Source organism: Methanoregula sp. (assembly GCF_050010295.1).
Taxonomy (GTDB): Archaea; Halobacteriota; Methanomicrobia; order Methanomicrobiales; family Methanospirillaceae; genus Methanoregula.
Map to the genome: position 1 here is coordinate 38826 of NZ_JBEKLH010000006.1, position 26424 is coordinate 65249.

The 26424-nt window shown below is 52.3% G+C and carries 24 protein-coding genes; 17 read left to right on the forward strand and 7 right to left on the reverse strand.

What is annotated here, in order from left to right:
* Positions 1–29: 29 nt before the first annotated feature.
* Entirely contained in the window at positions 30–434 is a 405-nt protein-coding gene (locus tag ABSB80_RS08730) for a pyridoxamine 5'-phosphate oxidase family protein (protein ID WP_428370158.1), read from the reverse strand.
* A 671-nt stretch (positions 435–1105) separates the two neighbouring features.
* On the opposite strand from ABSB80_RS08730, the gene ABSB80_RS08735 reads away from it, so the two are divergent.
* Genes ABSB80_RS08735 through ABSB80_RS08745 form a run of 3 tightly spaced genes read left to right on the forward strand, consistent with a single transcriptional unit; the run spans position 1106 to position 3106 of the window.
* Positions 1106–2146: a hypothetical protein gene (locus ABSB80_RS08735; protein WP_428370160.1), complete on the forward strand. Its 1041-nt coding sequence runs from the start codon at positions 1106–1108 to the stop codon at positions 2144–2146.
* A 4-nt stretch (positions 2147–2150) separates the two neighbouring features.
* A complete protein-coding gene (locus tag ABSB80_RS08740; RefSeq protein ID WP_428370162.1) occupies positions 2151–2807 on the forward strand; it encodes a hypothetical protein in 657 nt (218 codons plus the stop codon).
* Between the two features lie 41 nt (positions 2808–2848).
* Positions 2849–3106 (forward strand): hypothetical protein, encoded by a 258-nt coding sequence (locus tag ABSB80_RS08745; RefSeq protein ID WP_428370164.1) that lies wholly within the window; start codon positions 2849–2851, stop codon positions 3104–3106.
* Between the two features lie 23 nt (positions 3107–3129).
* Here the strand turns inward: ABSB80_RS08745 and ABSB80_RS08750 are convergent, their stop codons facing one another.
* Positions 3130–3285 carry a DUF2080 family transposase-associated protein gene (locus tag ABSB80_RS08750; protein ID WP_428370166.1) on the reverse strand — a complete coding sequence of 52 codons (156 nt, stop codon included), beginning with the start codon at positions 3283–3285 and terminating at the stop codon, positions 3130–3132.
* Between the two features lie 105 nt (positions 3286–3390).
* Here ABSB80_RS08750 and ABSB80_RS08755 point away from each other — a divergent pair, with 105 nt between their 5' ends.
* Positions 3391–4374 carry a DDE-type integrase/transposase/recombinase gene (locus tag ABSB80_RS08755; RefSeq protein ID WP_428370168.1) on the forward strand — a complete coding sequence of 328 codons (984 nt, stop codon included), beginning with the start codon at positions 3391–3393 and terminating at the stop codon, positions 4372–4374.
* Positions 4375–4535: 161 nt separating this feature from the next.
* Here ABSB80_RS08755 and ABSB80_RS08760 read toward each other — a convergent pair whose 3' ends face one another.
* Together ABSB80_RS08760 and ABSB80_RS08765 are read right to left on the reverse strand one after the other, a co-directional pair.
* Positions 4536–5186, reverse strand: a complete 651-nt coding sequence (locus ABSB80_RS08760; RefSeq protein ID WP_428370170.1) for an MAE_28990/MAE_18760 family HEPN-like nuclease — start codon at positions 5184–5186, stop codon at positions 4536–4538.
* Positions 5187–5206: 20 nt separating this feature from the next.
* Positions 5207–6328, reverse strand: coding sequence for a GmrSD restriction endonuclease domain-containing protein (locus ABSB80_RS08765; protein ID WP_428370172.1), 1122 nt, complete (start codon positions 6326–6328; stop codon positions 5207–5209).
* A gap of 517 nt (positions 6329–6845) precedes the next feature.
* Between ABSB80_RS08765 and ABSB80_RS08770 the strand changes: the two genes are divergently transcribed.
* The gene (locus ABSB80_RS08770; protein ID WP_428370174.1) at positions 6846–7457 is read left to right on the forward strand and encodes a hypothetical protein; all 612 of its coding nucleotides are present in this window, start codon (positions 6846–6848) and stop codon (positions 7455–7457) included.
* Positions 7458–7819: 362 nt separating this feature from the next.
* Positions 7820–8665 carry a hypothetical protein gene (locus tag ABSB80_RS08775; protein WP_428370176.1) on the forward strand — a complete coding sequence of 282 codons (846 nt, stop codon included), beginning with the start codon at positions 7820–7822 and terminating at the stop codon, positions 8663–8665.
* 209 nt (positions 8666–8874) lie between these two features.
* On the opposite strand, the gene ABSB80_RS08780 is transcribed toward ABSB80_RS08775, so the two are convergent.
* Entirely contained in the window at positions 8875–10314 is a 1440-nt protein-coding gene (locus ABSB80_RS08780; protein WP_428370178.1) for an MFS transporter, read from the reverse strand.
* Between the two features lie 110 nt (positions 10315–10424).
* Between ABSB80_RS08780 and ABSB80_RS08785 the strand changes: the two genes are divergently transcribed.
* A complete protein-coding gene (locus ABSB80_RS08785; protein WP_428370180.1) occupies positions 10425–11027 on the forward strand; it encodes a hypothetical protein in 603 nt (200 codons plus the stop codon).
* Between the two features lie 187 nt (positions 11028–11214).
* On the opposite strand, the gene ABSB80_RS08790 is transcribed toward ABSB80_RS08785, so the two are convergent.
* Complete coding sequence (locus tag ABSB80_RS08790; RefSeq protein ID WP_428370182.1) at positions 11215–12024, reverse strand: TOBE domain-containing protein; 810 nt, start codon at positions 12022–12024, stop codon at positions 11215–11217.
* A gap of 90 nt (positions 12025–12114) precedes the next feature.
* Positions 12115–12537 carry a nickel-responsive transcriptional regulator NikR gene (nikR, locus tag ABSB80_RS08795; protein ID WP_428370184.1) on the reverse strand — a complete coding sequence of 141 codons (423 nt, stop codon included), beginning with the start codon at positions 12535–12537 and terminating at the stop codon, positions 12115–12117.
* 431 nt (positions 12538–12968) lie between these two features.
* Between nikR and cbiM the strand changes: the two genes are divergently transcribed.
* From cbiM to ABSB80_RS08845, 10 genes are all read left to right on the forward strand, one after another.
* Positions 12969–13970, forward strand: coding sequence for a cobalt transporter CbiM (cbiM, locus tag ABSB80_RS08800; protein ID WP_428370186.1), 1002 nt, complete (start codon positions 12969–12971; stop codon positions 13968–13970).
* 38 nt (positions 13971–14008) lie between these two features.
* Positions 14009–14860, forward strand: a complete 852-nt coding sequence (locus ABSB80_RS08805) for an ATP-binding cassette domain-containing protein (RefSeq protein WP_428370188.1) — start codon at positions 14009–14011, stop codon at positions 14858–14860.
* Positions 14857–15672, forward strand: a complete 816-nt coding sequence (cbiQ, locus tag ABSB80_RS08810; protein ID WP_428370190.1) for a cobalt ECF transporter T component CbiQ — start codon at positions 14857–14859, stop codon at positions 15670–15672. Before ABSB80_RS08805 ends, cbiQ begins: the two co-directional genes overlap by 4 nt.
* Positions 15673–15726: 54 nt before the next feature.
* Positions 15727–16035, forward strand: coding sequence for a hypothetical protein (locus ABSB80_RS08815; RefSeq protein WP_428370192.1), 309 nt, complete (start codon positions 15727–15729; stop codon positions 16033–16035).
* Between the two features lie 431 nt (positions 16036–16466).
* Positions 16467–18551 (forward strand): DNA topoisomerase subunit B, encoded by a 2085-nt coding sequence (locus tag ABSB80_RS08820; RefSeq protein WP_428370194.1) that lies wholly within the window; start codon positions 16467–16469, stop codon positions 18549–18551.
* On the forward strand, positions 18541–21039 hold the full coding sequence (gene gyrA, locus ABSB80_RS08825; RefSeq protein WP_428370196.1) for a DNA gyrase subunit A: 2499 nt from the start codon (positions 18541–18543) through the stop codon (positions 21037–21039). The genes ABSB80_RS08820 and gyrA overlap by 11 nt, the downstream gene beginning before the upstream one ends.
* A 590-nt stretch (positions 21040–21629) precedes the next feature.
* Complete coding sequence (locus tag ABSB80_RS08830; protein ID WP_428370198.1) at positions 21630–22046, forward strand: secondary thiamine-phosphate synthase enzyme YjbQ; 417 nt, start codon at positions 21630–21632, stop codon at positions 22044–22046.
* A 169-nt stretch (positions 22047–22215) separates the two neighbouring features.
* Positions 22216–23022, forward strand: coding sequence for a 4Fe-4S dicluster domain-containing protein (locus ABSB80_RS08835; RefSeq protein ID WP_428370200.1), 807 nt, complete (start codon positions 22216–22218; stop codon positions 23020–23022).
* A gap of 155 nt (positions 23023–23177) precedes the next feature.
* Entirely contained in the window at positions 23178–25208 is a 2031-nt protein-coding gene (locus tag ABSB80_RS08840) for a PAS domain S-box protein (RefSeq protein ID WP_428370202.1), read from the forward strand.
* On the forward strand, positions 25205–26353 hold the full coding sequence (locus ABSB80_RS08845; RefSeq protein WP_428370203.1) for a PAS domain S-box protein: 1149 nt from the start codon (positions 25205–25207) through the stop codon (positions 26351–26353). Before ABSB80_RS08840 ends, ABSB80_RS08845 begins: the two co-directional genes overlap by 4 nt.
* Positions 26354–26424: the final 71 nt, after the last annotated feature.

Sequence of the window (26424 nt, forward strand, 5' to 3'; positions counted from 1 at the left end):
GATTTTGGGTGAGGGGGCAACGACAATCCCTACACCGACGCCTCCCACCTCTGGCCCATGTCGCTGAGCGGCCGGACTTCCGTTACCGAGAAGCTCACCGTGGCATGGATCATCTTCGCCGCCTCTTCCCCGATAACCTTCGCCATCTGGAGCCTGAACGCATCGAGCACCGGGCCGATCGTTGCGATATTCTCTGCTTTCAGGTACACGCGGATCCCCTTCCAGTCCGTGAAATCTGCCGACGGTTCCATGATCAGGAACACGGCGTTCGGGTTCTGATGGAGATTTGCGAGCGTGCGGTTCTTCCCCAGCCCCATGACGACCGTCTTCTCGTCGACCATCCGGGGCGAGCCGAAGACAGCGGAATCAACGTTTCCCCCTTTGTCGGCGGTGCTGAGGGTCCCGATCCGTGGCGATTTGTTGAAGTACTCCATAAGTTTCGACGGTATACGACATCACCTCATCTTGTGTGGACACTCGACAGCGAGGAACTTAAAGTTTTGGAACCCGGAAGTTCGTGAACTTCCGGATCCGCCGGAGAACCCTCGGCGGAACCCGGAAGCCGGGAATTTTCACGCCATCTCCCGGATCCGCCGCGGGTCCTTCCAATTTATATAAACAATGTCCTGCCCGGATGGGTCCTGCACGAGCAACCGGTTTGCAGGGATCCGGCAAGGCTTTGGTTGCGGGGGGTACCCCACCCCTCTCCCTGAGCGATGGGGGGGTCCCCCTTCCACTGAGGAAGGTGAGGGGGGTGGGTACCCCCCTTGATTCTGACCGTCCGGAAACTCGGGTTCTCCGACGGAGGCTCCACGCGAACCCGGGCTTTTGTGTTTGCAACCTGGGAGGGGTACCCACCCCTCCAACTCAGGGACGGGTAGGGGGGAGGGGGGTGGTCTGAGCAAAGAGGAGCCGGGGAAGGGGTACTCCTCCCGGCACATGACAGGGGGTACCCCTCTCAGGCAGGGTGGGGTGGGTATCCCCCCTCCCCCCTTTCGTCCGGGCCGGCAAAAATTATCTTCACCGTCGGGGGTTCCATGGGAAGGGCAGGTGTGGCGGCTGTAAAGTAGGAGGGGGGGCTACCCCTCCCTCAGTGTGGTGTTAAATGACATCGTGTCCGTTTTTTGAAAATTATTTTGCGAATATAAAAAATAAATATAAAAATATTTATCATTTGGTAAAGTGTTACACTATTAACGCGTTTAAGAGGCGTCTTCCTTTGGTAAGGAATCCACTTTTAAAGTATAGTACTGAGAAATTACTCAATGCTGCCAATCCAGATGGGTTGTACTTCTTTAAGAAAACCACTTTAAATAAGATGCTTTATTTATTATATCTTCGATTAAATGAACGCGGACTTAATATAGAACTACCGTTTTTCTGGTTTAAATGGGGAACTTTAACTGACGATTTTGTATATTCAGAACTTGTAGGATTGCCTTTCTCTAGATATTTTACCAATGACGGATCAACTCGGGCAATGCATATAGTACCCCATGCAAATATCGAAGATTTTAAAAAATCTATTATTGATGAAGAAATTGGATTTTTAATAAGAAAATATCAAGATGATCGTGGGTATTTTGTTCACGATTATCTTCAACTTATTTTAAACGACGTTTATGCAACAGCCCCGTACGAATTTCAAAGAACATTTAATAGAGGATTATACAAGTATGTAGAACAATTTAAGACATTAAAAAGAAAAAAAATTCCCTCAAAATTAAAACTTGATTCCGCCAATGTTCTACAAATAAGGCAATATTTATCAAAATTGCTTAATGAATTTCCAAATGATTTCACCGAATTATTTGACCTTTTCTTAGAATGGGAAGACACAATGGAACTGGCCTTGAACTATAATCATACAATGTCGTTGGAATTATTGGATAATTTCTGGGATATGTTTGCAAGATCATTGAGAATCAGAAAAAACGAAAATATCCCACAATATGTAATTGATCAGTGGCGCGACCGATTTAAAAAAGTGGATTTGATTAAGTTTGAAAAAGAGCTGAGTGCAAATCGAAACGAACTATTATTAATCCACCTAGATAATTCCCAATCAAATTCTGATGTGGACAATATAGTGAATGAGATGATGGATTGCGCTTATGAAATGAGTGTTCCGAAACGATCCCAATGATATTATGAATTATTTTCACGATTCATCGGTTATACTAGGATATATTTTTCGTGGTGCCGATACGTGGGGGCAACAAGCATATCAAAGAATTGAAGATCCCGTCCCCAATCATTCGAGCAAATATGTTTGGGAAGAATGTTTTGGGGGTCAATACAACGAGGGAAATTTTTATCGGGGTAAATGTGGGTGGATAAGATCTAAAATAGCAGGTGAGGGAAGACGAGTTATTTTAAAAATAGAACAAAATATCCAACTTCCAGATATTATCTCTCAGATGAAAGGGGATGATTATAAGACTACAGGACTTTTTGAAAAATTATTCAGTAGATACGGTTCTTCACCCACTTTCGTTCAAAATCTAAAAGAGGCACTTATCAGATTTGAGGCATTATGTTTTAAGAGATATTGCGAATTGAATGACGAAATAAAAATTAAACGACATGTTAGAAGGAAAGGCTACAACGATATTTACGACCATCTAAAAAAATACATCTCTAATGAATCAGATGTTGAAATCGTTATAGATGGACACCATTTAGCAACACAGATTCAAGAAGTTTTTTTCGTTACTGGTGACTTTACCGATATTTATTCGAATAAACCAATCATTTTAGAGAAAACATCGTTATCAGACATAATCTGGTTGGGAAACCTTCGATAAAGACAGTCAATGTAATAGGAACGACCCAAAGGGGTGATCTTTTGAAACAAGATGTTGAAGCCGAAGAGAGAAAGGAAACATATACAGAAAAAACAATGATATTCCTAACGTGGGTTGTTACTGTGGCCGGAGTGGCCTCAATTGGAATTCAAATTGTTGCTCTACCCACACCAAGACAAATTTTAGAGGGGCTCTCTTTTGAATTATTCTTCATTCTTTCGGTTATAGTTGTATACGCACGAATTTTTGAGAGATGGCCATTCCAAGAAACAAGAAAACAAAAACGAGAGAAAAAATAAGTCTGGATAAGGACGAATGCCTTTTATTCTTCTTCCCCAACTTCTTCCAATAACAGGATCTTCACTTTTTTCCCAACCCATTTCTTTGGGACGAGAACCCCACCGGAGTTCCCGATAGATTTCACGGTTTTATCCAGTACTTGATACGCTGAGGTGTGAACTTCCATTTGTCCAGTCATGAAAGATAGATTGTTCAACTTTGTATTTAAAACTATGTAACATTGTTAGTGCATTGTTACAACAAAACAATAACAATTAAATACTTGTTAGAACAATGTATATACATGGTTACAACAACAGCACAACCCTTTGTAATGCCCCGCGTCGGAGCTGAATTTATCGGATCACAGAACCCACTTGATCACCTCTTCAGCTACAACAAGATCTATCAGAACACCAACAACGGCTTTGCAGTCGAGTTCCGAAAGCAGATGATTGAGCTCAGGAACCAGGGCTTCAAGTTGGGAGAAATTGCCGGCAGGCTCAACTGTTCTGTTTCTGTCGTCAAGAAATGGTTACGCCGCTACCGTCAGGGAGATGTAATAGGCGACAAGTCCCGCGCTCCTCTTCACCGTGAGGTAAAGAACACTCAATTTAACCAATATATGGTCAGGGAAATCCTTAAGGAATTCCCGTTCTACGGCTCGCGCCGGATCGCTCACACGATTGAGAAAGAGATCGGTGAGACAATTTCTTACGGGACTGTCGTTCAGATAATGAAGGACATCGCTCCGAAGAAAGAGTCGGTCATTGCTGAGAGGATTGAGATTGCCGAGCCGGACGCGATCTGGCACATGGATATGACCCCTAAGAGGATCGCAAAGGGCAAAATTCAGTACATCTTCGGTGTAATTGATGCGTGCACGCGCAGAGTAATGGCCGTCAGGAATTACGATGGCTGCACCTCCGCTGAGGTAATCGACTGCCTGTATGTCGCAATCATCAACAACGGCGGCAAGAAACCCCGTATGCTCTACACCGATAACGGCGGGCAGTTTGTTTCACGAATCTTTGAGGATTGCTTAAAGGCTCAGCTCATCTTCCACCACAAGGTAGACAAGGGTTGCCCATGGCAGAACGGGAAGATCGAGAGGCTGTTCAAGACCCTGTTCGATGAGTGGATCAACTACCGCCGGTACAACACTGAGAAGTCCCTTAAGGAATCACTGGAAGAATTCAGGAACTGGTTCAACAACGAGCGGGAGATCCAGAAGCTCGGATACAAGACACCGATGCAGATAATGAAAGAAAAAACAACCTCTTCTTAATTTTTTTATTTTATTTCAAACCCCATAATCAACCCGCGGTAAAAGTGAGAGTACACCGCGGTGAAATACCATCAATCAACCCGCGGTAAAAGTGAGAGTACACCGCGGTGAAATACCATCAATCAACCCGCGGTAAAAGTGAGAGTACACCGCGGTGAAAATTAAGACACGTTTAAAATTTTCTTGTATGTTCGATTTTGAGCCGCCTTATAAATCAAGTCTTGAAATTTTTCGAGCATTGGGACAACTTCACAATATAATTGATTGAAATCGTCTTTTTTTATTGCATCCTTTCTTACAGAAGTATTCAATCCATGTACCACATAATTTCTTCTCTCTATTAGATCTTTATCGATTAGATTTTGTTTTAATTCAAAATCCGTTTTCTCTAAACCTAGTGTGAATAAAATCTCTGCAAGCAAGTCATATTTCAACATCCCAACTTTTGGTATCACGTCGGTATGTGGTATTTTTGTTTCAGAATTTAATTCATTAATTAATGTATTAACAACTGAATAATGTAGACTGACCTTATCGGTGTTAGCACAGGTTTTAATGTTTCCTCTCAATGAAAGGGCTACAAAATTTTCGGTCAATTCATTATACTTAAAATTAAAATTTGATAAATAAATTAAGTAATTAACGGCAGAATTTTTAATATATCCTTCCCAGTGGGCATACAACAAAGCAACGCCCATTCTTAGATTAATTTGTAAAGTCGAACCGACCGAGTTATCGATCAAGAATTTTATTTCGATTAATTCTTTTCGTCTCCACGCCAAATCCTGATCGAGCGAATCTTGAAGATCCACTATGGTTCGTATTTTCATTTTCAACGGAATAGGTCAGCGCCTAATTGCACTACCGCGGGTATTCGTTCGTTGAATTTTTTGCCTACACCCGTTTTAGATTTAAAAACGGGACTTTGCCACATTTCTGCCACCCGACTTTTGAGTTTTAGTTTAACATTCTCTTTGTTTGAATCAGTTATATTCCAAAGATCAATATTTTTAGCTAATCCGGCAGAAATCCCTTCATAAGATGATACCAAAAATCTACCTTCGAATCTTCCTTTTGAAAGGTTGTATTTTTTAAATGAGTTTTCTTTCAGCGTCTCGTTTAGCAAATCAAACGTTTTCTTAAATATACGCTCTTCTTCTTCTAGAGGGAACGCTGGATTTTTCCACCATTTCTTTAGAATAAAATTGTTTATAAACTCAGAAAAATTACCCGCTTTTTTGATGTCATTCAAATTGGCATTCTTGATAACAAAGAATCTTACGGCAATCTCTTCATCATATTTTATCTCTTTATCTTTCTCTCCCAGATCTATGCAGTTTCTAAATGATGGATATTTTGCTAGTTTGGTAAGCCAATCATATAGCTCTTTATCTTTCATAATAAAAATGCAGTTTCTCAATTCCTGATCTGATAGTTTAGATCCCAGTGTGTTTATCCTCTGAAACAATTCAAATTTTATGTTTGGATCACTTTCTTTTTTAACAATTTGGACATTGATCTTTGCCCGTTTTATGTATAGCCGCTGAGCGTCAGTAAAAGAATTTGCCTCGGTCGTTCCCATCCAGAATTTTCCTTTTAATGCTGGCAAATATTCGGTCTCTGTGAGCTCTAATGCAGGAATTTTCTTCTTATTTGTATCTTTTAAACATCCAACAAAACCAAAAATGGTAGCTAATCGTTGTAACCCATCTATAACATCCCAAACACCGTTAGCTCCTTGTGAGACGAAAATAGGGGGTATTGGAATACCTAGAAGAATTGATTCAATAAATTTTGACTTCTGAGGAATCTCCCATCTAACAAATCTCTGAAATTCGGGATGGATGTAGAGCTCCCCCTCATTATACATACTAATCAATTCCCCAATCGAAATCGGATAACTATCTGTTTGAATAGCTTTAGATTCTTTATCAATTTCCTCTTGGAGGGTCACTAACGATCACAAGAGATCATCAATACTTGATACAAAAAATGTTTCTATATTAATCTGGTGAAAATAATACACCAAAATTTTTGTTATCTTTTCAAGTCCCGCGATGCAACACCGTACCCTAAAGTCCCGACACCGCAACAGAACCGCCCATCCTTTCAAAATGAAAGGATGACAAAGAAATTCTCTTTTTTTCATATAGAAAATTTCAAAAGATTATTTATGGCCATTTTTCCTCACTCTCGTCAAATGAATACAATCGTGATCATATCTATTCCATTCGGGACATTTTTCTTTCTTGCAAGGAACTAACGGCCCGGCACGAGGTATATACATCACCCTTCCTTCTATCTCCTCTGTTGTTGAATTATTGATATTACACCATAACTTTTCCATGATAGTTGAATATGGAAGTATCTTTGATAGAGTTGTAGAGCGGATGGGGTGAAAGTGGTATAGTGTCCAAAAAGATCTAGGATAAAACTTAATACATAAAAGATAAATTTTCCAACTGACTTTTATGGTAGATATTAATTACATTTCGCTGGCTCTTTCTTTAGTGGCCCTCATTATCTCAGTTGCAACTATAATTATTTTATTCTACCAATCTCAAATTCAAAAAGGGCAGTACGACGTTGAGAGCGAAACACTCTCACTAGAAATGTTTCTTAGATCGTTAGAACATACGGGAACAAATGAGGCAAGAGAAGCCAGGGATTACATTTTTAAATTTCCCGATTTAACGAATCAAACTTCATCTATATCAAGTGATGAAACTGTTGAAGTATATATCCAAGACCGGGAGGGAAAAATAAAAGAATACACGCATAATTTTGTCATACCTACTGGTGATGATTGGAAAAAAATAACTGATGTTGCGGTAAGAATTGATCGAGTTGGATTTATTCTATTCAACATAAAACTTTCAAAAACAATAAAAGAGGCTTATCTAGAATGGTGGTGCTCTACAATCGTTGATTCGTGGAATAGATTAGCACCGTATATTTATTTAAAAAGATCAAAACGAGAAAATTATACCCCCTATTTTGAAAAATTATCTAAAGAGGCATTCCCTTATTATTATAATCGAAAAAATGATGCAAAACTGGTTTTATTAGAGAAACCAGAGTGAAAACATTATTGTTTAAGGTTCTGTTGCGTCATGGGATTTTTTTGGTTTGGTGCCACTGGGTGGCACCACCACGAGGGAGTTCTGTTGCATCTGCGGTTGATCAACTGCGAACGCAACAGAACTGACAGAGCAATTATTTTATTTATATGCCAAAGAAAAATGTCCCGAATGGAATAGATACGATCATGATTGTATTCATTTAACGAGAGTGATGAAACGAGGATAATTAGCTTACAGAATAATGTTCAATAAACCTGATATAATAAAACTCGGAGTAGTTTCGTAAAGCGTATATATTCATAAATAATACAATCCCGCTTTGGGATACTTGTTGAGATAAACCAAGAACCCAGGGAATTTATATGTGGAAAATGAATTGTTCGGAATTTAAGGAAAGAACACTTCACTGTGTCAAAGTTTCATATTCTCAAATGTTCAATTCCAGAAGTAAAAAAATACCTCTACTGATAATATTCGCTGTATTAATTAGTTCACTGATCTTCTCAGCTGAAGCTATTCCACAGGTTACATCTTCTTCCATTAATACCTGTAGTAACGGTGTTAATACTATTACCATGCCGGCGGCAGTTGGTTCGTATTATCTTTACGGGTACGGTACCGGAGGTAGCTATTCTTCCAGCGGGTTTGCAAACGGACCATACGCAACAGTAACTAATACTTTTAACGGGGGGCAAACCGTTGCTGCCTTGGCATATAGCACTACCAATAGCAACTCGTTTACAACAAATAATCAAAATAATGTTATCGGAGGAGCAGAAGTCTCCGGCTTTAACTCGATCGACAAATTTTATGGCACAAATCCAAACCCCGGTACATCTGGTTCTGTCATTGTCCCGTTTTGGGTAAGCAATGATAATAGCTTAGTCGTTGTGATTGCCATTGCTGGAGATGGTACGAAATCAAATCTTAATATTAATGGACTTTCTAATTATCACACCGATGCCGAAGTGAACGATAAGATTGGTATGACTATTTTCGATAAAACGCTCAATAAGGGTACTAATTACTATGTCAGCGAGACTACTAAATCGAAGCCCGGACAGTCTAGTAAGGCTGGTGACATCATAGGTGTTTGGGTATTTCAGCCACAATTTACCATAGTACCAATACATTTTAGTTGTGGTTGCTCCGCAAATTGTTTTCCGCCTCCAAGCAATCTTTGTCTGCCCTCGTGCTGGTGTTTTTGATCTGAAACTGGACAGCACCGGTAAGATCCTCTGACAAAAATCCCTTGGCGATCAGTTCTAATAGGATGCTGTATCACATCATGCCCCAAAAAGGGACACGATGTCATTTAACACCACACCTCAGCAGAATGGGGGGTACCCCCTCCCAGGCCCGGAGGGGTGGGGGGAGGGCTTCCGGACGCCCGCATGCCTCACCTCAGGAGCTTTCCTCAAGAGGCATCTGCCGGTAGTACGTCCCGTGCATACCACGCGAAGAACGCTGCCGCGAGGCTGAGTGCTCCCGCAAGGACAAAGGCCGCCTGGAACCCGGCAGCAATCGCCGGCATCGGGATCGTGAACGGATCGGTGTGCTGCGCAATGGCCTGCCCGGCAAGCAGGGTCTCGGAGAATGCGATCTGGAAGATCACGATCCCGAGGATGATGCCGGTATTCCCGAGCGCTTTCATGACGCCGGATGCGGCTCCTTTCATATCCGCGGGGCTCTGGTCCATGATCAGTTTCGTATTGGGCACGAGGAATATTCCACGGACAACACCAAGGAAGATGAGGGCGAGGAGGGCGGTGATGAGGGTGATGCCCGGCGTGAAACCGGCAAATAGGAGGTACACCGCGGCTATTGCCGATGAACCGGCGATGCAGAGCGTCCTCGCACGGAACCGGTCGGTCAGCAGGCCCACCCCCGGAGTGGCGAGGAGCATCACGGCACCGGGCACGATGACCAGAAAGCCGGTCAGTTCATAGGAGTAGCCCAGGACGAGGTGCAGGTAGAACGGGAAGAGAAATACGGGTCCGTTGATGGCCATCTTCACAAGGACGAACGAGATATTCGCATGGGTGAAGTCCCGGTTCCTGAAGAGGGTGATCTCGAAGGCTGGATCTTCGGTCGCGCTCTCGTACACGATCGCCAGCGTCCAGAAGGCGATTGTGAAGAGGACAAGGCCTGCCGTGACGAGACTCGCGATCCCGAAGGCATGCACCGAACTGATCGCAAGGACCAGCGAGAGGGTGGCACAGGAGAAGAGGCATGCCCCGGTAAGATCGAACCGCCTTCCCCGGGAGGTCTCTTCGCCGGACGGCAGGGTGATATAACCGGTAGCAATGATTGCTATCCCCACGATCCCGCTGGCAAAGAAGATCCAGTGCCAGGTGAGGATATCGGCAATTGCCACCCCGAGCGTCGGCCCCAGGATCACACCGAGCATCGCCGCCCCGGAGAGGTACGCGAACCCCCGCCCGTGCCAGGCATCCGGGACATGGCGGGAGACGAACGGGATGCCAACAGCCGCGACCATCGTGGCACCCACTGCCTGGACGATGCGGAAGAGGATAAGCTGGTCCACGGTCTCCGGGATACCGCAGAGGAACGAGCCCAGGGTAAAGGCAGCGGTGCCTGCAAGGAAGACCCTGCGATACCCCCAGACATCGCCCAGTTTTCCGAAGAAGAGGAAGAGCCCCGAGATGACAAGGAGGTACACGATGACCGAGGCGGAGGCAAGCCCGGTGCTCGTGTGGAGATCGCCTGCGACCAGGGGGAGCGGGACCGTGAGGCAGCTGGCCGCAAAGGCCCCTATGAGGGTGCCGAGACAGTAGAGGGCGAGGCTGAGCCTCCAGCGCCGTTCCGGGGCGACTGCTCCGGTCCGTGTATCCATGAGCAGAACGTTGCTGCGCAGGATATATGATTGTTTCAATGGATCCGCTGCGGAGCCGACCTGCAGAGAACAAAACGCATTTGTGCGGGGAGACGAAAGGTACGGATTGGATGGTACTGGAACGGTTCACCGGGCGGGGGAGGGTGCTGATCGTCGTGAGCTGCCTGCTGCTCGCGGTCGGGGCAGTCATCCTCGCTGCCGGCTTCTTCGGGCAGGTGCAGGTCAGGAAGGAGCTCCTCCAGGAGGAACTGAAGATCACCGCGAGCCAGATTGCGGGGCAGGTGAATGGCGACGGCCTCCTCACCCTGCGACCGGGCGACGAGGGGACGCCGCTCTACCTCTCGTTTGCGAGGACGATCTACCAGGCCCGGAGCGGCAACCCGCATATCTCCAACGCGTATATCCTCCGTGTCGACAACGGGACGATCAGCTATGTCATCGACGATTTTTACCTCGCGCACGGGCTTGACCCGTCGGTCGCACGGATCGGCTACCCGGTAACGGAGGACAAGGCGGTGATCATCTCGGCGCTGGGCGGGCCGCAGAATTCCCCGGACATCTATACGTCGAAGTGGGGATCGTTTCTCTCCGGGTATGCCCCGATCAGGGATTCGAACGGCACGGTCGTCGGAATCCTGGGTGTTGACGAGACCTCGGATTTCGTATTCCAGTACGAATATTCCACCGTATTCAATCTCGTGGATGTGGAGTGAGAACCTGCACAGCCGGGGGCACCCGCGATCCTTGCCACAGGCGCACTCTCCACCGCACCCGGGGGGGCCGCAGCCCGGGACCCGGGACAGGGGGCCCGACTCCCTGTCCCCCATTTTTATTTCAGCAGCATTGCCGGGATTGATTGTACCGGATTTCCTCTCATTATAATCCCGATTCGTACCTGGTTTATGGAGTAATGGCAGTGACCTGCGCCTGGCCGATCTTTCCGGGGCCGATGTAGAGGTTCACTGGAACTATGCAGGTATTTGCACCAGCTGACAGCCCTTTTGAAACGAACAGGTCCGGTTCTCTGTCCTGTCCCGTGTACACGAATCCCGCAAGGGTGGGGCCGTCCACGCGGAACCCGTTGAAGGAACCCGGGGCTTCGCTGAATGCCTGCAGGGATGAATACCCGTGGGACCAGGCTTCGAGCAGGGCCGGCGACGGTTTTTCAGTACTGTTCTCGAACCGCTCCTGTGCGTTCAGGATCTTTGCTGCGCATTCGGTACTGTACGGGATGGTCACCCAGGTCCCGTCCGGGTACCGGATGGTCTCGATCTGGAATACAGAACTGCAGGGAGCACAGTCGTTATAATTGAACATTGTTTCCTGGATCTTTTCATCGAGATCCTCGAAATCCAGATACCCGTACGACCATGCTTCTTCCTCCGAATCCGATGGGGTGCCGTGATCGGTTTTTGTTCTCGCTCTTGCTGCAGTAATCTGAGCCTCCGTCGCGGGACCATACGGGATGGTTACCCAGGTCTTATTCGCTGCCTGTACGTTCACCATGTTTTTGCCGGGAAGAGTTGCCCCTTTCAGCCACAGGATGGCTGCATATGCCGGAACGCCGTTCTTAAGTGCCAGGGCCGCCATCGCTTTCGCCGTGACGAGAACCGTTATTTCGAGAGTACTGTTCTCGAGTGCCAGAATTACTTCTGACGAATCCCCCTTGGGGGTGATCTGCTTCACCTTCCCGGGGAAAATATATGGCACGCGAAGCAGCATACTGATCAAGAGATAAAATAGCCAAGAACAGCATAAATCTTACGATAACAAAAAACAGTTATTATTTCCTGATATCCCTTACTCCTCGATCTGGATCGTGTTGAGCTTCACCGACTCGACCCCTTTCATGGACATCAGGCGCTCCGCGAGGGCCTTGAGCTGGCTTCCATCGCCGTGGACAAGGATCACTTCCAGGCATTTGTCATGGGACACGTGCGAGTGGAGGGACGCCTTGATAATTGCGTGGAACTCGTGCTCGATGTCGGTGATATTGGTGAGGAGCCCCCGCTGCTCGTGGTCGTAGACCATCGTGATGACCCCTTCCCGCAGCCCCTTGACATCGGACATCCACTTGTAATACGTTATGTACGTGCGGATCGCGTCGCGGATGCCTTCCGAGCGGGACGAATAGCCCCGGTAATTGAGGATTTCGTCGAAGCGGTCGAGCAGGTGTTTCGGGAGGGAGATTCCAATCCGGGAGAGGTCATCGTCCATGGTCATGGCAGTTCCTGTGATGAGAGTATCAGAACTGAAAGTTTTTTAAGGTTTTGAAAAATTTTCCGTAAACGTAATACTTGGTATGAATCCCGGGGATTTTCTGGTTCGGGACCCGCGGAGGGACGCACGGATGCAGACGAAAAAACGTAACGGTTCCTGCGGGATTGATCGTGGACAGGACCGGGTCGTGTCTGCTGATATCCGTCCCGGGACGGAACGGCATCCTGCATACCCGTGCACTCTACCGGAAGAACGGTTACCGCTCCTGACCGGTATCCGGCTCCTCACGGCATCCGCAACGGGCGGAAGAGCGAGATACCGCCCAATCTTTTTCACCATTTTGTTCATCAATTTCAAATTCAATAACAAAACACAATATTATTTAACTACTCGGTAATACAATTCATAACAAACGTAATACTACCGGTGACCCCATGCACATACCCGACGGCTTCCTCCCCCTCCCCCAGGCACTGTTTTACTGGATCATCGCGCTCGTCTTCATCGCCCTCTCCCTCCGCTGGGCGAAGCGGGAGATGAGCGAGGAGAAGGTGCCGCTCGTCGCGGTGCTCGCGGCCGGCATATTCGCCATCCAGACGATGAACATGGCGCTCCCGATCGCGGTCATCCCGGGAGGGGTGAGCGGACACGTCGTCGGGGCAGCGCTCGCGGCGATCGTGCTGGGGTCGCCGTTTGCCGCGGTATTCATCCTCACCCTCGTCCTGATCCTGCAGGGCATCTTCTTCGGGGACGGCGGGATCACGTCCATGGGTGCGAACATCATCAACATGGGAGTGCTCGCGGGGTTTTTCGGGTTCTACACCTACCGCTCGCTCGACAGCCTCTTCCATAACCGGTTCGCGGCTGCCTTTGCCGCGGGCTGGATCTCGCTCTTCATCCCCGCCATCGTCTGCGCAGTGGAACTCGCGGTCGCCGGGACGTTCCCTCTCGCCTTCGGCCTCATCTCCATGGGGCTCTACCATGCGCTGATCGGTATCATCGAGGGCGGCGCCACGGCTTTTGCCCTCGTCCTCATCGCCCGTGCCCGCCCGGATATTGTCACGCCTGGGGCTCCATTCGTCAGACGCAGGGGGACCGATGCGGTCATCATCGCCGGGATCGCCATTGCCCTTGTCATCGCGATCCTTGCCCCCTTCTACGCATCCGCGTATCCCGACGGGCTCGACAGCACGTTCCTGAAGATCTCCGGGGCGACGGACGGCACATCGCCGCTCGTCAATGAAGCGGCAGCCGCCGCGGCCCATTCCTCGCTCGTAGAGAAGAACGGAAATACCTTCACCTGGAACGCCCCGTTCACCAACTATGCACTCCCCGGGTTTGACAAACCGGGGGAAGTGATCGTAATCGCCGCGGGGGTCGTCGTGCTCTTCGTCGCCGGCTTTGGCGTGAGCCGGTTCCTTGCCCGGAAAAATTAACGAGTTTTTTTACCACCAACAGGAGAGAGATTCCAACCATGCACCTCATCGAAACCCGCGATCTCACGTACACCTACCCCGGAAACGTCACCGCCCTCCACGATCTCAATTTTGTCGCTCCCCGCAATGCCCGCATCGCAGTCATCGGTTCGAACGGCGCCGGGAAGAGCACGCTCTTCAAGTGCTTCAACGGGATCTTCCGGCCCACGTCGGGTTCGGTGCTGATCCGCGGCGAGCCGATAACCAAGGAGAATATCCGCGAGGTCCGGAAATTCGTCGGGATCGTCTTCCAGAACGCCGATGACCAGATCTTCTCTCCCACGGTCGAGCAGGACGTCGCGTTCGGGCCGACGAACCTCGGTCTCGACGAGGAGACCATCCACCACCGGGTCGAAGAGGCCCTGAAACTCGTCGGCATCGAGGACCTCGCCGGAAGAGTCCCCCACCACCTGAGCGGCGGCGAGAAGAAACGGGTCGCGATCGCCGGGATCATCGCCATGGAACCGGAAGTCCTCGTGCTCGACGAGCCGACCGCGGGGCTCGACCCGCAGGGAGTCCACGATCTCATCGGCTTCATCAACTCCCTCTCGCGGCAGTACGGGATGACGGTCATCTTCTCCACCCACGACGTCTCGGTCGTCTGCGAGGTCGCCGATTACATCTACGTCATGAACAGGGGACGGTTCGTTGCGCAGGGAAGCGTCGAGGAGATCTTCCTGCAGCAGGAACTCCTGAAATCGGTGAGGCTCGACGTGCCGGTGCTGCCCAAGCTCCTCCGCTCGCTCAAGGACCACGGCGTGCCGGTACCGATGGCCTACAATTACGGGGACGCAGAACGGGCGCTGCTGGATTCGTACCGAAGAGCCGCGGGAGACGAAGGCAGGCCATGATCGAGGAGATCTTCTACATCGAGAAGTCCGCGTACCGCTCCAGTTTCATCCACGCACTCGACGCCCGCGTGAAGATCATCCTCGCGTTCGGGATCATCCTCGCCATGGTCGCCCTCCCCTACTCCCCGCTGATCTTCCCCGTCGGGGGGGTGTTCTTTGCGTGCTTTGCCTTCCTCTGGGGTCTCTCGGGCCTCCCGATTGCCACTTATGTAAAACGCCTTGCGATGGTCCTGCCGTTCGGCATCGCTATCATCTTCTTCCAGATCTTCTTTACCAACCGGTACTACCCGCTCTTCCACGTCATCGCGACTCTCCCGTTCAACATCCATGTGTACGCGGAGTCCGTGGAATTCGCGATCATCCTCCTCGTCAAGTTCGTGGTCTGTGTCTCGGCGATCATCCTCCTCTCCTCCAGCACGAAACTCCAGGACATCCTCGAAGGTGCCGGCAGGATGGGACTGCCGGCCGAGTTCACCCTGGTCCTCGCCATGATGATCCGGTACCTTTTCGTCTTCGGGTATATCTACCGGAAGGTGAACGAGTCCCTGGCCACCCGGTGTTTCGACCCGTTCAACCCGTCTCTCTCCTACGCGTACCGCCTCCGGCAGGTCGGGTACACCATCGGCACGATCTTCATCCGCTCGTACGAGCAGGGAGAACGTGTGTACACCAGCATGCTCTGCCGGGGGTACAGCAAGAACAGCCATATCTTCGTTTCGAAAAAACCGCTCCTGAAGAGCGAGTGGGCGTTTCTCTCAGCCGGTCTTGCCGTGATCGTCGCGGTCCCCCTCTGGGCCGTTCTGGTGAAATAACGAGAAAGTACCTGAACCCGCACCTTTTTTTGATCCCGTTGCCATCATCTTCCCATGGAGAACCAGTTTGGTCACGGGTTTGTCACCAGCATCACGCTGATCGCGATGCACTTTGCCCTCCCGCCCCAGCAGGCCTGGCCGGGTGCAGGGGACCATGTCGAGGGGCTCGTACTGCCGGAGAAGTTCCGGGGTACGGAAGTGGAAGAGCTCACGACCCTGCTCCGCAAGAAAGTGATCTGGCACCAGCCGGGCACGATGGATAAGGAAGATGCCCGTGAAGTGCGATTCACCCTCGGGAGGCTCGTCGTTGCGATCGACAAGGAGCTTGGCATCAGCGATGCGGGTTTCGGGGAGTTCAGGTAGGTCAGGCTGAATGCGGATCCTCGATCGAATTGAAAGAGAAATGAAAAAAAATTTATTCCGCCCCCCTCTTGCGCCACCAGTCCCCCGTTGGGGGACGGGGGCGCATTGCGATTGTGCGGTATTACCCTCTCCCCAACATCGCAACCATGGATACCGGTCGCAGGCTTGCTTGCATGCTTTCCCAAAGAAAAGAAGATTCTAAAATAATCCTGTTGAGAAAGCAACCTGTTATCAGCATTAAAAGGGATTTTCAGAGTGAAAAATTACAAAATATATTTTCCAGGTTATCATCAGGAACACCCTTATTTTTCTGGCCGGAAATTTCATCGTTTTTACGCCTGAAATCGAGCACCACGCTTATATGCTCAGGGCACCAATATTCTATGTGGAAATCCTGCGCAATTTTATTCATTTTTTTAAGGAGGTTTTCTTTGACTGAAACGTACGATGCATCGCACATAACCGTACTCGAAGGGCTCACACCGGTCCGCGAGCGCCCGGCTATGTATATCGGCAGCACCGACACCCGCGGCCTGCACCACCTCGTCTACGAAGTCGTGGACAATTCTATCGACGAAGCGCTCGCCGGCTTCTGCAGCCGGATCTCCGTGGTCATCAACCGGGACGGCTCCCTCATGGTCGAGGACAACGGGCGGGGCATCCCGGTCGACCGGATGGAGAAGAACGGCAAGAGCGCCCTCGAGGTCGTCCTGACGGTGCTGCACGCAGGCGGGAAATTCGACAAGGAGACCTACCAGGTCTCGGGGGGCCTCCACGGGGTCGGTGTCTCGGTGGTCAATGCCCTCTCCAACTGGCTCTCCGCCCATGTATACCGGAACGGCAATATCTACGAGATGCGGTTTTCGCAGGGAAAGATGACATCCCCGCTCTCCCAGAGAGAAGAAACCCTCAGTGAACTGCTGGCACGGTACCAGCGGTGGTACGGCGAACCTGCACCCTTCACCCGCACCGCAGTACCGGTCACCACGCACTCCCCCGGCCAGCAGGATCTTTCAGCCGCACCGGCCATCGATCCCATCGCCTCGGAGCAGGAGAACCGGCGGGCATTCCTCGCGCAGTTCGGCCCGAAGATGACCGGTACCCGGATCCACTTCGTCCCGGACGCAACCATCTTCGAGACCACAACGTTCGACTACGATATCCTCGCCCACCGCCTCCGGGAACTCGCATTTCTGAACGCGGGCCTCACGATCGTCATCACCGATGATCGCTCCGGCGACACGGCGACCTACTGCTATGCCGGGGGGCTCACCGAGTTCGTCAGGTACCTCAACGAGGGCGCGGAATGCCTCCACCCGCTCCCGATTGACATCTCCAAAAAGGATTCAGAGAACAAGCTCGAGCTCGAAGTGGCGATGCAATACACCACCGCGTACGACGAGAAGATCTACTCGTACGTCAACTCGGTCAATACAAAGGAGGGAGGGACGCATCTCGAAGGGTTCCGGAGTGCGATCACCCGGACGATCAACACGGTCGCAAAACGCAACGGCCTCATCAAGGAGAATGCGACGATCACCCTCAGGGGAGAGGATGTGCGGGAAGGTCTCACCTCCGTTGTGTCCGTCAAGATGGCTAACCCCCAGTTTGACGGGCAGACCAAGATGCGCCTCGGCAACAGCAGCGTCAAGGGCATTGTCGACTCGCTCGTGTACGCTTCGCTCAGCGAGTATTTCGATGAGAACCCGAACGTGCTCAAGATCATCATCGAGAAGGCCCTCTCGGCAGCAAAAGCCCGCGAAGCAGCACGGAATGCCCGGGACCTCGCACGGCGCAAGAGCTCGCTCGAGAGTTCCGGCCTCCCCGGGAAACTCGCCGACTGCTCCGAGCGGGACCCGGCCAAGTCCGAGATCTATATCGTGGAAGGGGACTCTGCAGGCGGTTCTGCCAAGCAGGGCCGGGACCGGAAGTTCCAGGCTATCCTGCCGCTCAGGGGGAAGATCCTCAACGTGGAAAAAGCAGGGGAGCACCAGATCCTCAAGAACGCCGAGATCCAGACTCTCATCTCCGCCATCGGGACCGGGATCCTCGAGAAGTTCGACCTCGAACGTGCCCGCTATCACCACATCGTGATCATGACCGATGCCGATGTGGACGGCGCCCATATCCGGACGCTCCTCCTCACCTTCTTCTACCGGTACATGAAGAAACTCGTCGAGGAAGGATATGTGTACATCGCCCAGCCGCCTCTTTTCCGGATCGCGAAGGGTAAGGAGGAGAAGTACGTGTACAGGGAGGATGAGATGCAGAAGGTCTCCGCTGCCATGGGAGAGAAGGGCGTCTCCATCCAGCGCTACAAGGGTCTTGGTGAGATGAACGCGCAGCAGCTCTGGGATACGACCATGGACCCGGCATACCGCGTCTTCAAGCAGGTGACTATTGAGGATGCATATGAGGCCGACGAGGTCTTCAGGATCCTGATGGGCAAGGATGTAGAGGCTCGCAAGGATTTTATCAGGCGCCATGCAAGGGAGGTGACCAACCTTGACATCTGAGAAGAATCCACCGGCTGGCACTCCTGAGACTCACCGTGTCGAGCCGGTCAGCATCGAGTACGAGATGAAGACCTCGTACATCAACTACGCGATGTCGGTCATCATCGGCCGTGCGATCCCCGATGTCCGCGACGGCCTCAAGCCGGTTCACCGCAAGTCTCTTTTCGCGATGTGGGACATGGGTAACACGAGCGACAAGCCCACCAGGAAGAGTGCGAGGGTGGTTGGTGACGTGATGGGTAAGTACCACCCCCACGGCGACGCATCCATCTACGATACGATCGTCAAGATGGCCCAGCCCTTCTCGTACCGCCACATGCTCGTGCAGGGGCAGGGGAACTTCGGTTCGGTGGACGGCGATGCTGCCGCAGCGAGCAGGTACACCGAAGTCAGGCTCTTTCCCTATGCCGAGGCGCTCCTCGAGGACCTCGACAAGGAGACCGTGAAGTTCATCCCGAACTACGACGAGTCGCTCCAGGAACCCACCGTCCTCCCGGCAAAGATACCGAACCTGCTCGTCAACGGGACGGACGGTATCGCGGTCGGTATGGCAACGAAGATGCCCCCGCACAACCTGCGGGAGGTCTGCACGGCAGTCTCTGCCTATCTCGACAACCCGGAGATCGCGGTCGAGGACCTCCTCCGGATCATGCCCGGCCCGGACTTCCCGACCGGCGGCATTCTGATGGGTGTCGAGGGGGTCAAGAATATCTATGCCACCGGCCAGGGCCGCGTGATCGTCCGCGGTGTTGCGGAGATCGAAGAGTCCGAGGGCGGGAACCGGGGCGACCGGATCATCGTCACCGAACTCCCGTACCAGGTGAACAAGGCGCAGTGGATCACGACCATTGCCGAGATGGTCAAGGACAAGAAGCTCGACGGCATCACGGACATCCGCGACGAGTCTGACAAGGAGGGCATACGCGTCGTCTTCGAGCTCCGCAAGGGCACGATGTCACCGGTCATCCTGAACAACCTCTACAAGAACACGGCACTCGAAGCCAGTTTCTGGGCATCCAACCTCGCCATCGTCGACGGCCAGCCGAAGATCCTCAACCTCCACGGCCTCCTCGGGAACTTCGTCCATCACCGGATCGAGGTGATCCGGCTCAGGTCCGAGTTCGACCTCAGGAAGGCGCAGGAGAAGGTCCATATTCTCAATGGGCTCTTGATCGCGCTCGCGAAGATCGACCAGATCATCAAGGCAATCCGGGGATCCGACACAGTCGACAATGCCCGGAGCGCTCTGATTGCGCAGTTCGGGCTCGACGAGCCGCAGGCCAATGCGATCCTCCAGATGCAGCTCCGCCGCCTCGCTGCCCTTGAACAGCAGAAGATCACGGACGAGAAGAAAGGGCTTGAGGCGGAGATCACCCGGTTCAAGACGATCCTCTCAAGCGAGGCGAAAATCAAGGACGAGATCCGGCGCGAGACCCGCGAGATCGCGGCAAAGTTCGGCGACAAGCGCCGGACCCAGATCGCCCTCGATACGAGCGAGCTCTCCACCGAGGACCTGATCGAGGACAAGACAGTACTGGTCTCGATCACGAAGACCAACTACATCAAACGGATGGATCTCGACACCTACCGGAAACAGCGCCGGGGCGGCCACGGGATCACGGGCATGACGACCAAGGAAGACGACGTCGTCAGCTCGGTCTTTGCCGCGGAAATGAAGGACTATCTCCTCTGTTTCACGAACATCGGCCGGGTCTACTGGCTCAAGGTCTACCAGATCCCCGAGAGCTCCCGGGTTGCAAAAGGCAAGCCGATCGTCAACCTCCTCAACCTGAAGGACGAGGTGATCACGACCGTCATTCCCATCCGCGAGTTCCGAAAGGACCGGTATCTCCTCTTCGCCACGAAGAAGGGGCAGGTCATCAAGGTGCCGCAGGACGAGTTCGCCAACCCGCGGTCGACCGGCACGAACGCGATCCGGCTCAAGGAGGGCGACCAGCTCGTGGACGTCATCACGACCGACAACACGAGAGAGGTCGTCCTCTCGACCCGGTTCGGGTACGGCCTCCGCTTCCACGAAGAGAGCGTCAGGGTGGTGGGACGGAACGCGTCAGGAGTCATCGGCATGCGCTTCCGGGTCAAGGAGGACACGGTCTGCGCGATCACCCTCGTTGATAACGACCACACCCTCCTCACCATCTCCGATGTCGGCTTCGGGAAGCGGACCGAGTTCGACGACTTCCGCGGCCACGGCCGGGCTACGCAGGGAGTCCGCACCATGGTGCTCGAACGCGATGCCGTTGTCATCGAGTCGCGAGCCGTCTCCGAGACCGACGAGATCTTTGTCATGACCGCGTCGGGCGTTGTCATCCGGACCCCGGTCAGCGAGATCCGGATCATCGGACGCGGCACGAAAGGCGTCAGGATCATGCGCCTTGACGAGAATGACAAGATCGTCGGGATCGCTGTCGTACCGGTGGATCCGGGGAACGGCGAGGGGCCTGCCGAGAGCGGGAACCCTGCCGAATAACTTTTTTTAGGGATTATCGTTCGATTTTGAATCATCAGAACTGTTTTCATAAATGGAGGCGATGTGGTTATCATCTCCAGACTAATGAGGGTGACCCCCTCTCTCATGTCGAAGAACCCTCCGGGTTCTTCTCAAGCCTGCTCCTCCCTCTGGGAATCGCAGTCTCCCCAGAGGGGGAGGCAGCGAAGGTCTGACGACCTTCTCGATTTCGTAGTCTGACGACTACTCAATCAGCCCAAGGGGGAGCATCCCCTTGACCCCCACTCATAATTCCTCAGGTTCTCAGAGATTTCCACTAACCTTCTGAGTGACTATCCCCTTTTGGGGGATGCCCTAACGGCGGGGGCGAAAGCACATTGTGCTGGAGCCCCCAAGAGCGCTCAATGATGAAACTGAGTAATGTCTTGATAAACAATACTACGAATGGATGATCCCATTTTTCCGGCTGCGGCATTCCCTTCGGTGCAGGAAAACCCCTGCACCGGTTCTCCGCTCGGATCTTTCCCGATTCTCCTTTAGGTCCCATACACGAAGCCCGGTATCAGGAATGGTTTTGAACGAGAGGCCAGAGATAGGTATATGGTGTACCCATGTACCGGACCAGCCTGAAGGTTACCTCGGAGCGCGAAGGGGATATCATCAATATCTCCCGGGAGGTCAGCACAGCGATACGGAAGAGCGGTGTGAAGAGCGGCCTCGTCCACCTCTTCGTCCAGCATTCAACCGCGGCCCTCACCACGATTGAGTACGAACCGGGAGTCCTGTCGGACCTCCGGCGTGCACTCTCCGTTATTGCGCCGGATGATGCAGACTATGCCCACAATGCCCGCTGGGGCGACGGCAACGGCAGGTCGCATGTGAAAGCGTCGATAATCGGCCCTTCGCTGACACTCCCGTTTTCCGAAGACGGGCTGATGTGCGGGACATGGCAGCAGGTCGTGCTGCTCGAACTCGATGTGAACGCCGGAAGGGAACGGACCATCATCTGCACCGTGTCCGGCGAGTGAAAAAACCGGCGGGGCTGTCCCCGGGTACCCGGACCGGGGATCTCTGTCCCCTCCTCCTGGGCGTTTTACCACGGATGTGCCGGAAGAGAACGAAAGGGGGCAGCGATGCCAAGACCGTAACCGCATATCCCCCAAACCGATTTATCACCGCCCGTTCCATGCTCATGCAATGAACCGTGAACTGAAGCGGCAGATCCTTGAAAAATGTTCGGGTCTGGACATCCCGCTGGTGGGCTTTGCTTCTGCCGGGCGCTGGGACGTGCCCCTGTTCGAGCCGTGGGTGCCGGAAGAATTCCGACCAAAGGCAATTTACCCGGAAGTGAAAACCGTCATGGTGATCGGGATGCCGGTCAGCCTGCCGGTAGTCGAGACAACTCCGTCCATCCATTACCATGAGCTCTACCGGACCGTCAATGCCCTGCTCGACCAGGACGGGTACCGGATAGCGACCTTCCTCACGTCGGAAGGATACCCCTCGGTCTGGATCCCGCGGGACGGGTACGGGTCGATCAGCGTCCTTAAGGAAAGGCCGGTCGCCTTCTTTTCACACCGCCATGCCGCGTACCTCGCCGGCCTCGGGAATTTCGGGGTGAACAATACCCTCCTCACGCCACAATTCGGGCCGAGGGTCCGCTTCTCCTCGGTATTCACGTCTGCCGAACTCCCTGAGGACCCGATCCTGGAGAGACCGTTGTGTATCAGGTGCATGAAGTGCGTGAACAGCTGCCCCGTGAAAGCCATCAGCGGCAGGGACTACCCGGATGGCCTCATCGACAAGAAAACCTGTGCAGCCCGGTCCGAAGCGCTGTCCAAGCGCTTCATTTCCCCCTGCGGGATCTGCATCAAAGTCTGTCCCGTGGGCGAGGACAGGATCCGGTACGGGAGGACGGATCCCGGGATGTACGATGAGAATAATCAGGAGTTTGAACCCTACCACCGTGCATGGAAGCACATCAGGTCCTATGGCGGGCGATGAGCACCGGGGAGGGGCCCTGGCGGGATCGTCCAGGATGGATTTTCCTGCCATTTTTCGGACTGCAGAAACGGGATCAGTGTTTTTATAAGGAGAATATATCTACTAATGGATAGCGGATAGTCAGCATTTTATATAACAGATCGGGTGTGTTTGGGATGAATACGGACTGCAGGGATGAAAGGACGGCCTCTTCTCCTGATCCCTCACTTCCCCGCAGCAGAAGTTCCGGGGAAGACGGCCCCCCCTACGCACTGAGAGAGAGCGAGGAGTTATTCCGGGCCCTGTTTGAGAATGCGAACGATGCACTGTTCCTTCACGAGATGCTGCCGGACTTCTCTCCCGGGCGGTACATCATGGTCAATGGCATTGCCTGCAGCCGGCTCGGATATACCCGGGAGGAACTGCTCGCACGATCGCCTTCCGATATCATCTCCCCCGTCCATGCACCGAAGATTCCTGCGATAGCCCGCACGATCCGGCTCCGGGGGCATGCGACCTTTGACGCAATTCACCGGCGGAAAGACGGGACAGAGTTTCCGGTGGAGATCAGCACTCACCTGTTCCCATGGCATGGCAGGCAGCTGTCGCTGTCCATTGCCCGGGACATCACCGAACGCAAAGAGATGGAAGAGGCGATCCGGTCCAGCGGGCAGCGGCTCCACTCGATTATCGACGGGTCTTCCATCCCGCAGTTCGTGATCAACCGGAACCACGAGGTGATGTACTGGAACAGGGCACTCGAAAAATACACCGGGGTAAAAGCCCGGGACGTCCGCGGGACGACCCTTGCATGGAAGGCGTTCTATGACACGAAGCGTCCGGTCCTTGCAGACCTGCTGCTGGAGAATGAGATCGATAAAATCCCCGCGTGGTACCCGGACAAGTACAGCTCATCCAGGTATATCGAAGGGGCGTATGAAGCAACGGATTTTTTCCCAAAAATCGGGAAGAACGGTACCTGGCTCCATTTCACGGCGGTAGTGGTACGGGATGAACAGGGGGAGGTGATCGGCGCCCTGGAAACCTTTGAGGACGTTACTGACCGGAAAAAAGCCGAAGAAGAATTACAGGGCAGTGAACAGTATCTCAAGACAATATTCAATTCCGTCCAGACCGGCCTGGTGATGATCGATCCGAACACCCGCACGATCGTAGATGCCAATCCTGCATCAGTGAGGCTGATCGGCACAAAAAAGAGCGCACTTATCGGCGCGGTCTGTGAAGATTCCATCTGCCGTGGAAGAAAAGGCAGGTGCCCGGTTATTGATCTCAGGAAGAGAGCCGAAAACGTAGAGAGCATTCTGGTGAAAGCCGACGGGAAAAAGATACCGGTGTTAAAAACCGTAGTCCCGGTCACCGTATCGGGGCATCCGTATATCCTGGAGAGTTTCCTCGATATTACCGACCGGAAACGGGCAGAGGATGCCATGCAGAGGGCCTACTTCGAGTTGGAACAGAAAGTCCAGGAACGGACGATCGAGCTGAGTGAGCTGACCCGGAACCTCCAGGAGGAGATAGCCGAACGAAAAACCCTCCAGGAGGAGATCGCAGCTTCGCTGAACGAGAAGGAGATCCTCTTAAAAGAGATTCACCACCGGGTAAAGAATAATATGCAGGTGATCTCAAGCCTCCTGAACCTGCAGGCAAAGATGATCAGGGATCCCAGGAGCAGGGAAGCGATCCGGGAGAGCCAGAACCGCGTAACATCCATTGCGCTCATCCACGAGAAATTATACCAGTCAAAAAGCCTTGCCGAGATCAATTTTGGCGATTACCTGAGGAAAATGGGGGATTACCTCCTCCGATCGTACAGCATCACGCCGGAAAAGGCCCGGATAGATGTCCAGGCGGACAATATCCTTCTCCCGATCCACAAGGCGATCCCGGTCAGCCTGATAATCAACGAGCTCATCTCGAATTCACTGAAATATGCGTTCCCCGATGACCGGTCGGGCGTGATATCCATCCGCCTGCGGCGGGAGGATGACCATTATTCCCTTATCATCGGGGATAACGGCATCGGGCTGCCGGCAGGGTTCGAGCTGAACCGCGCTGAAACGCTGGGCATGCAGCTGGTGATCTCCCTTGTTGACCAGGTCCAGGGAACCCTCGCCGTGAATGGAACGGAAGGGACGGAATTCGGGGTCGAATTTCCTGTTGAAACCGCAGGGGGGGATCACGCGTGAGCGACGCAAAGATCCTCATTGTTGAAGATGAAGCAGTAACCGGGATGGATATCCGGAGAAGCCTCACGGAGATGGGGTATTCCGTCTGTGGGATAGCGATGACCGGTGAGCAGGCGGTCCGGAAAGCCGGGGAGATGCACCCGGACCTTATCCTCATGGATATCATGCTCGCGGGAAAGATGAACGGGGTTGAAGCAGCCGGGATCATAAAGAGGGAGTTCCGGATCCCCGTCGTCTATCTCACGGCATACAGCGATGACAGTATCCTTACCAAAGCGAAGGTCACCGAACCGTTCGGCTATATCCTCAAGCCGTTCCGGGAGATGGAACTCAGGACAACCATCGAGATGGCGCTGTACAAGCACGCCATGGAACATGCGATACGGATCAGTGAAGAGATCACCCGCGTGCTGCTCGACGCAACCGGCGACATGCTCTTCCTCATCGACCCAAACGGCATGTTCCTCGCGGTGAACAAGGCGTTCGCAACCTATGCAGGAAAACAGGTCTGCGAATTTGCCGGTACCAATGTTTCCGATCTGGTCGGGAAGGGGATTTTGTCGTCCCGGATGGCAGCCTGGTACATGAACCCGACCACAAAAACCCCGTCACATTTTGAGGATGAGATCAGGGGCAGCTGGTTTGAGACGTCGGTCTACCCGATAACCAACCAGGAGGGTGAGGTCATATTGTACGCGATATCGATCACGGATGTCACCGGGAATAAGAGATCGGCAGAACTGTCACGCCAGAACGAGGAATTTTTACGGTCGTTCCTTGAAGAGACCTCAGATATCATTGCGATCCTGAACAGTGACGGGACAATCCGTAATGAGAGCCCCTCCATCGCCCGCACCCTTGGATACGACTCAGAGGTTCTTGTGGGAAGACCGATCTTTGACCTTGTGGCGGGAGAGGAGGTCCCGGCCCTGAAACGGGTTCTTGCTGACAGTATGGGCAGCCCCGGGATCGTCAGGCCAGTCCGCATGCACATGAAATCCACTGATGGATCAATCCGTCCCATGCATGGAATCATCAGTAATTTATACGGGAATCCGGTTATCGACGGAATTATCCTGAACGGGTGGCTGAAGAGCGGGCCCGGGACCACGAAACTCCCGGATGGTCCGGAGAACCGGGGTTAGGAGATCCGGGAGGAGAGTCCCGGAATCCCCGTACAGGCAAAGTAGAGCAGGGACCCGGCGCAGAAAACGGC

Coding starts and splice junctions, on each gene's coding strand:
- ABSB80_RS08840 (WP_428370202.1), top strand. CDS start 23,178: ATGAATACGGACTGCAGGGATGAAAGGACGGCCTCTTCTCCTGATCCC.
- ABSB80_RS08780 (WP_428370178.1), bottom strand. CDS start 10,314: ATGGATACACGGACCGGAGCAGTCGCCCCGGAACGGCGCTGGAGGCTC.
- ABSB80_RS08770 (WP_428370174.1), top strand. CDS start 6,846: ATGGTAGATATTAATTACATTTCGCTGGCTCTTTCTTTAGTGGCCCTC.
- ABSB80_RS08750 (WP_428370166.1), bottom strand. CDS start 3,285: ATGACTGGACAAATGGAAGTTCACACCTCAGCGTATCAAGTACTGGAT.
- ABSB80_RS08730 (WP_428370158.1), bottom strand. CDS start 434: ATGGAGTACTTCAACAAATCGCCACGGATCGGGACCCTCAGCACCGCC.
- ABSB80_RS08805 (WP_428370188.1), top strand. CDS start 14,009: ATGCACCTCATCGAAACCCGCGATCTCACGTACACCTACCCCGGAAAC.
- ABSB80_RS08815 (WP_428370192.1), top strand. CDS start 15,727: ATGGAGAACCAGTTTGGTCACGGGTTTGTCACCAGCATCACGCTGATC.
- ABSB80_RS08740 (WP_428370162.1), top strand. CDS start 2,151: ATGAATTATTTTCACGATTCATCGGTTATACTAGGATATATTTTTCGT.
- ABSB80_RS08775 (WP_428370176.1), top strand. CDS start 7,820: ATGTGGAAAATGAATTGTTCGGAATTTAAGGAAAGAACACTTCACTGT.
- ABSB80_RS08735 (WP_428370160.1), top strand. CDS start 1,106: ATGACATCGTGTCCGTTTTTTGAAAATTATTTTGCGAATATAAAAAAT.
- cbiQ (WP_428370190.1), top strand. CDS start 14,857: ATGATCGAGGAGATCTTCTACATCGAGAAGTCCGCGTACCGCTCCAGT.
- ABSB80_RS08830 (WP_428370198.1), top strand. CDS start 21,630: ATGTACCGGACCAGCCTGAAGGTTACCTCGGAGCGCGAAGGGGATATC.
- ABSB80_RS08785 (WP_428370180.1), top strand. CDS start 10,425: ATGGTACTGGAACGGTTCACCGGGCGGGGGAGGGTGCTGATCGTCGTG.
- ABSB80_RS08755 (WP_428370168.1), top strand. CDS start 3,391: ATGGTTACAACAACAGCACAACCCTTTGTAATGCCCCGCGTCGGAGCT.
- ABSB80_RS08835 (WP_428370200.1), top strand. CDS start 22,216: ATGAACCGTGAACTGAAGCGGCAGATCCTTGAAAAATGTTCGGGTCTG.
- cbiM (WP_428370186.1), top strand. CDS start 12,969: ATGCACATACCCGACGGCTTCCTCCCCCTCCCCCAGGCACTGTTTTAC.
- nikR (WP_428370184.1), bottom strand. CDS start 12,537: ATGACCATGGACGATGACCTCTCCCGGATTGGAATCTCCCTCCCGAAA.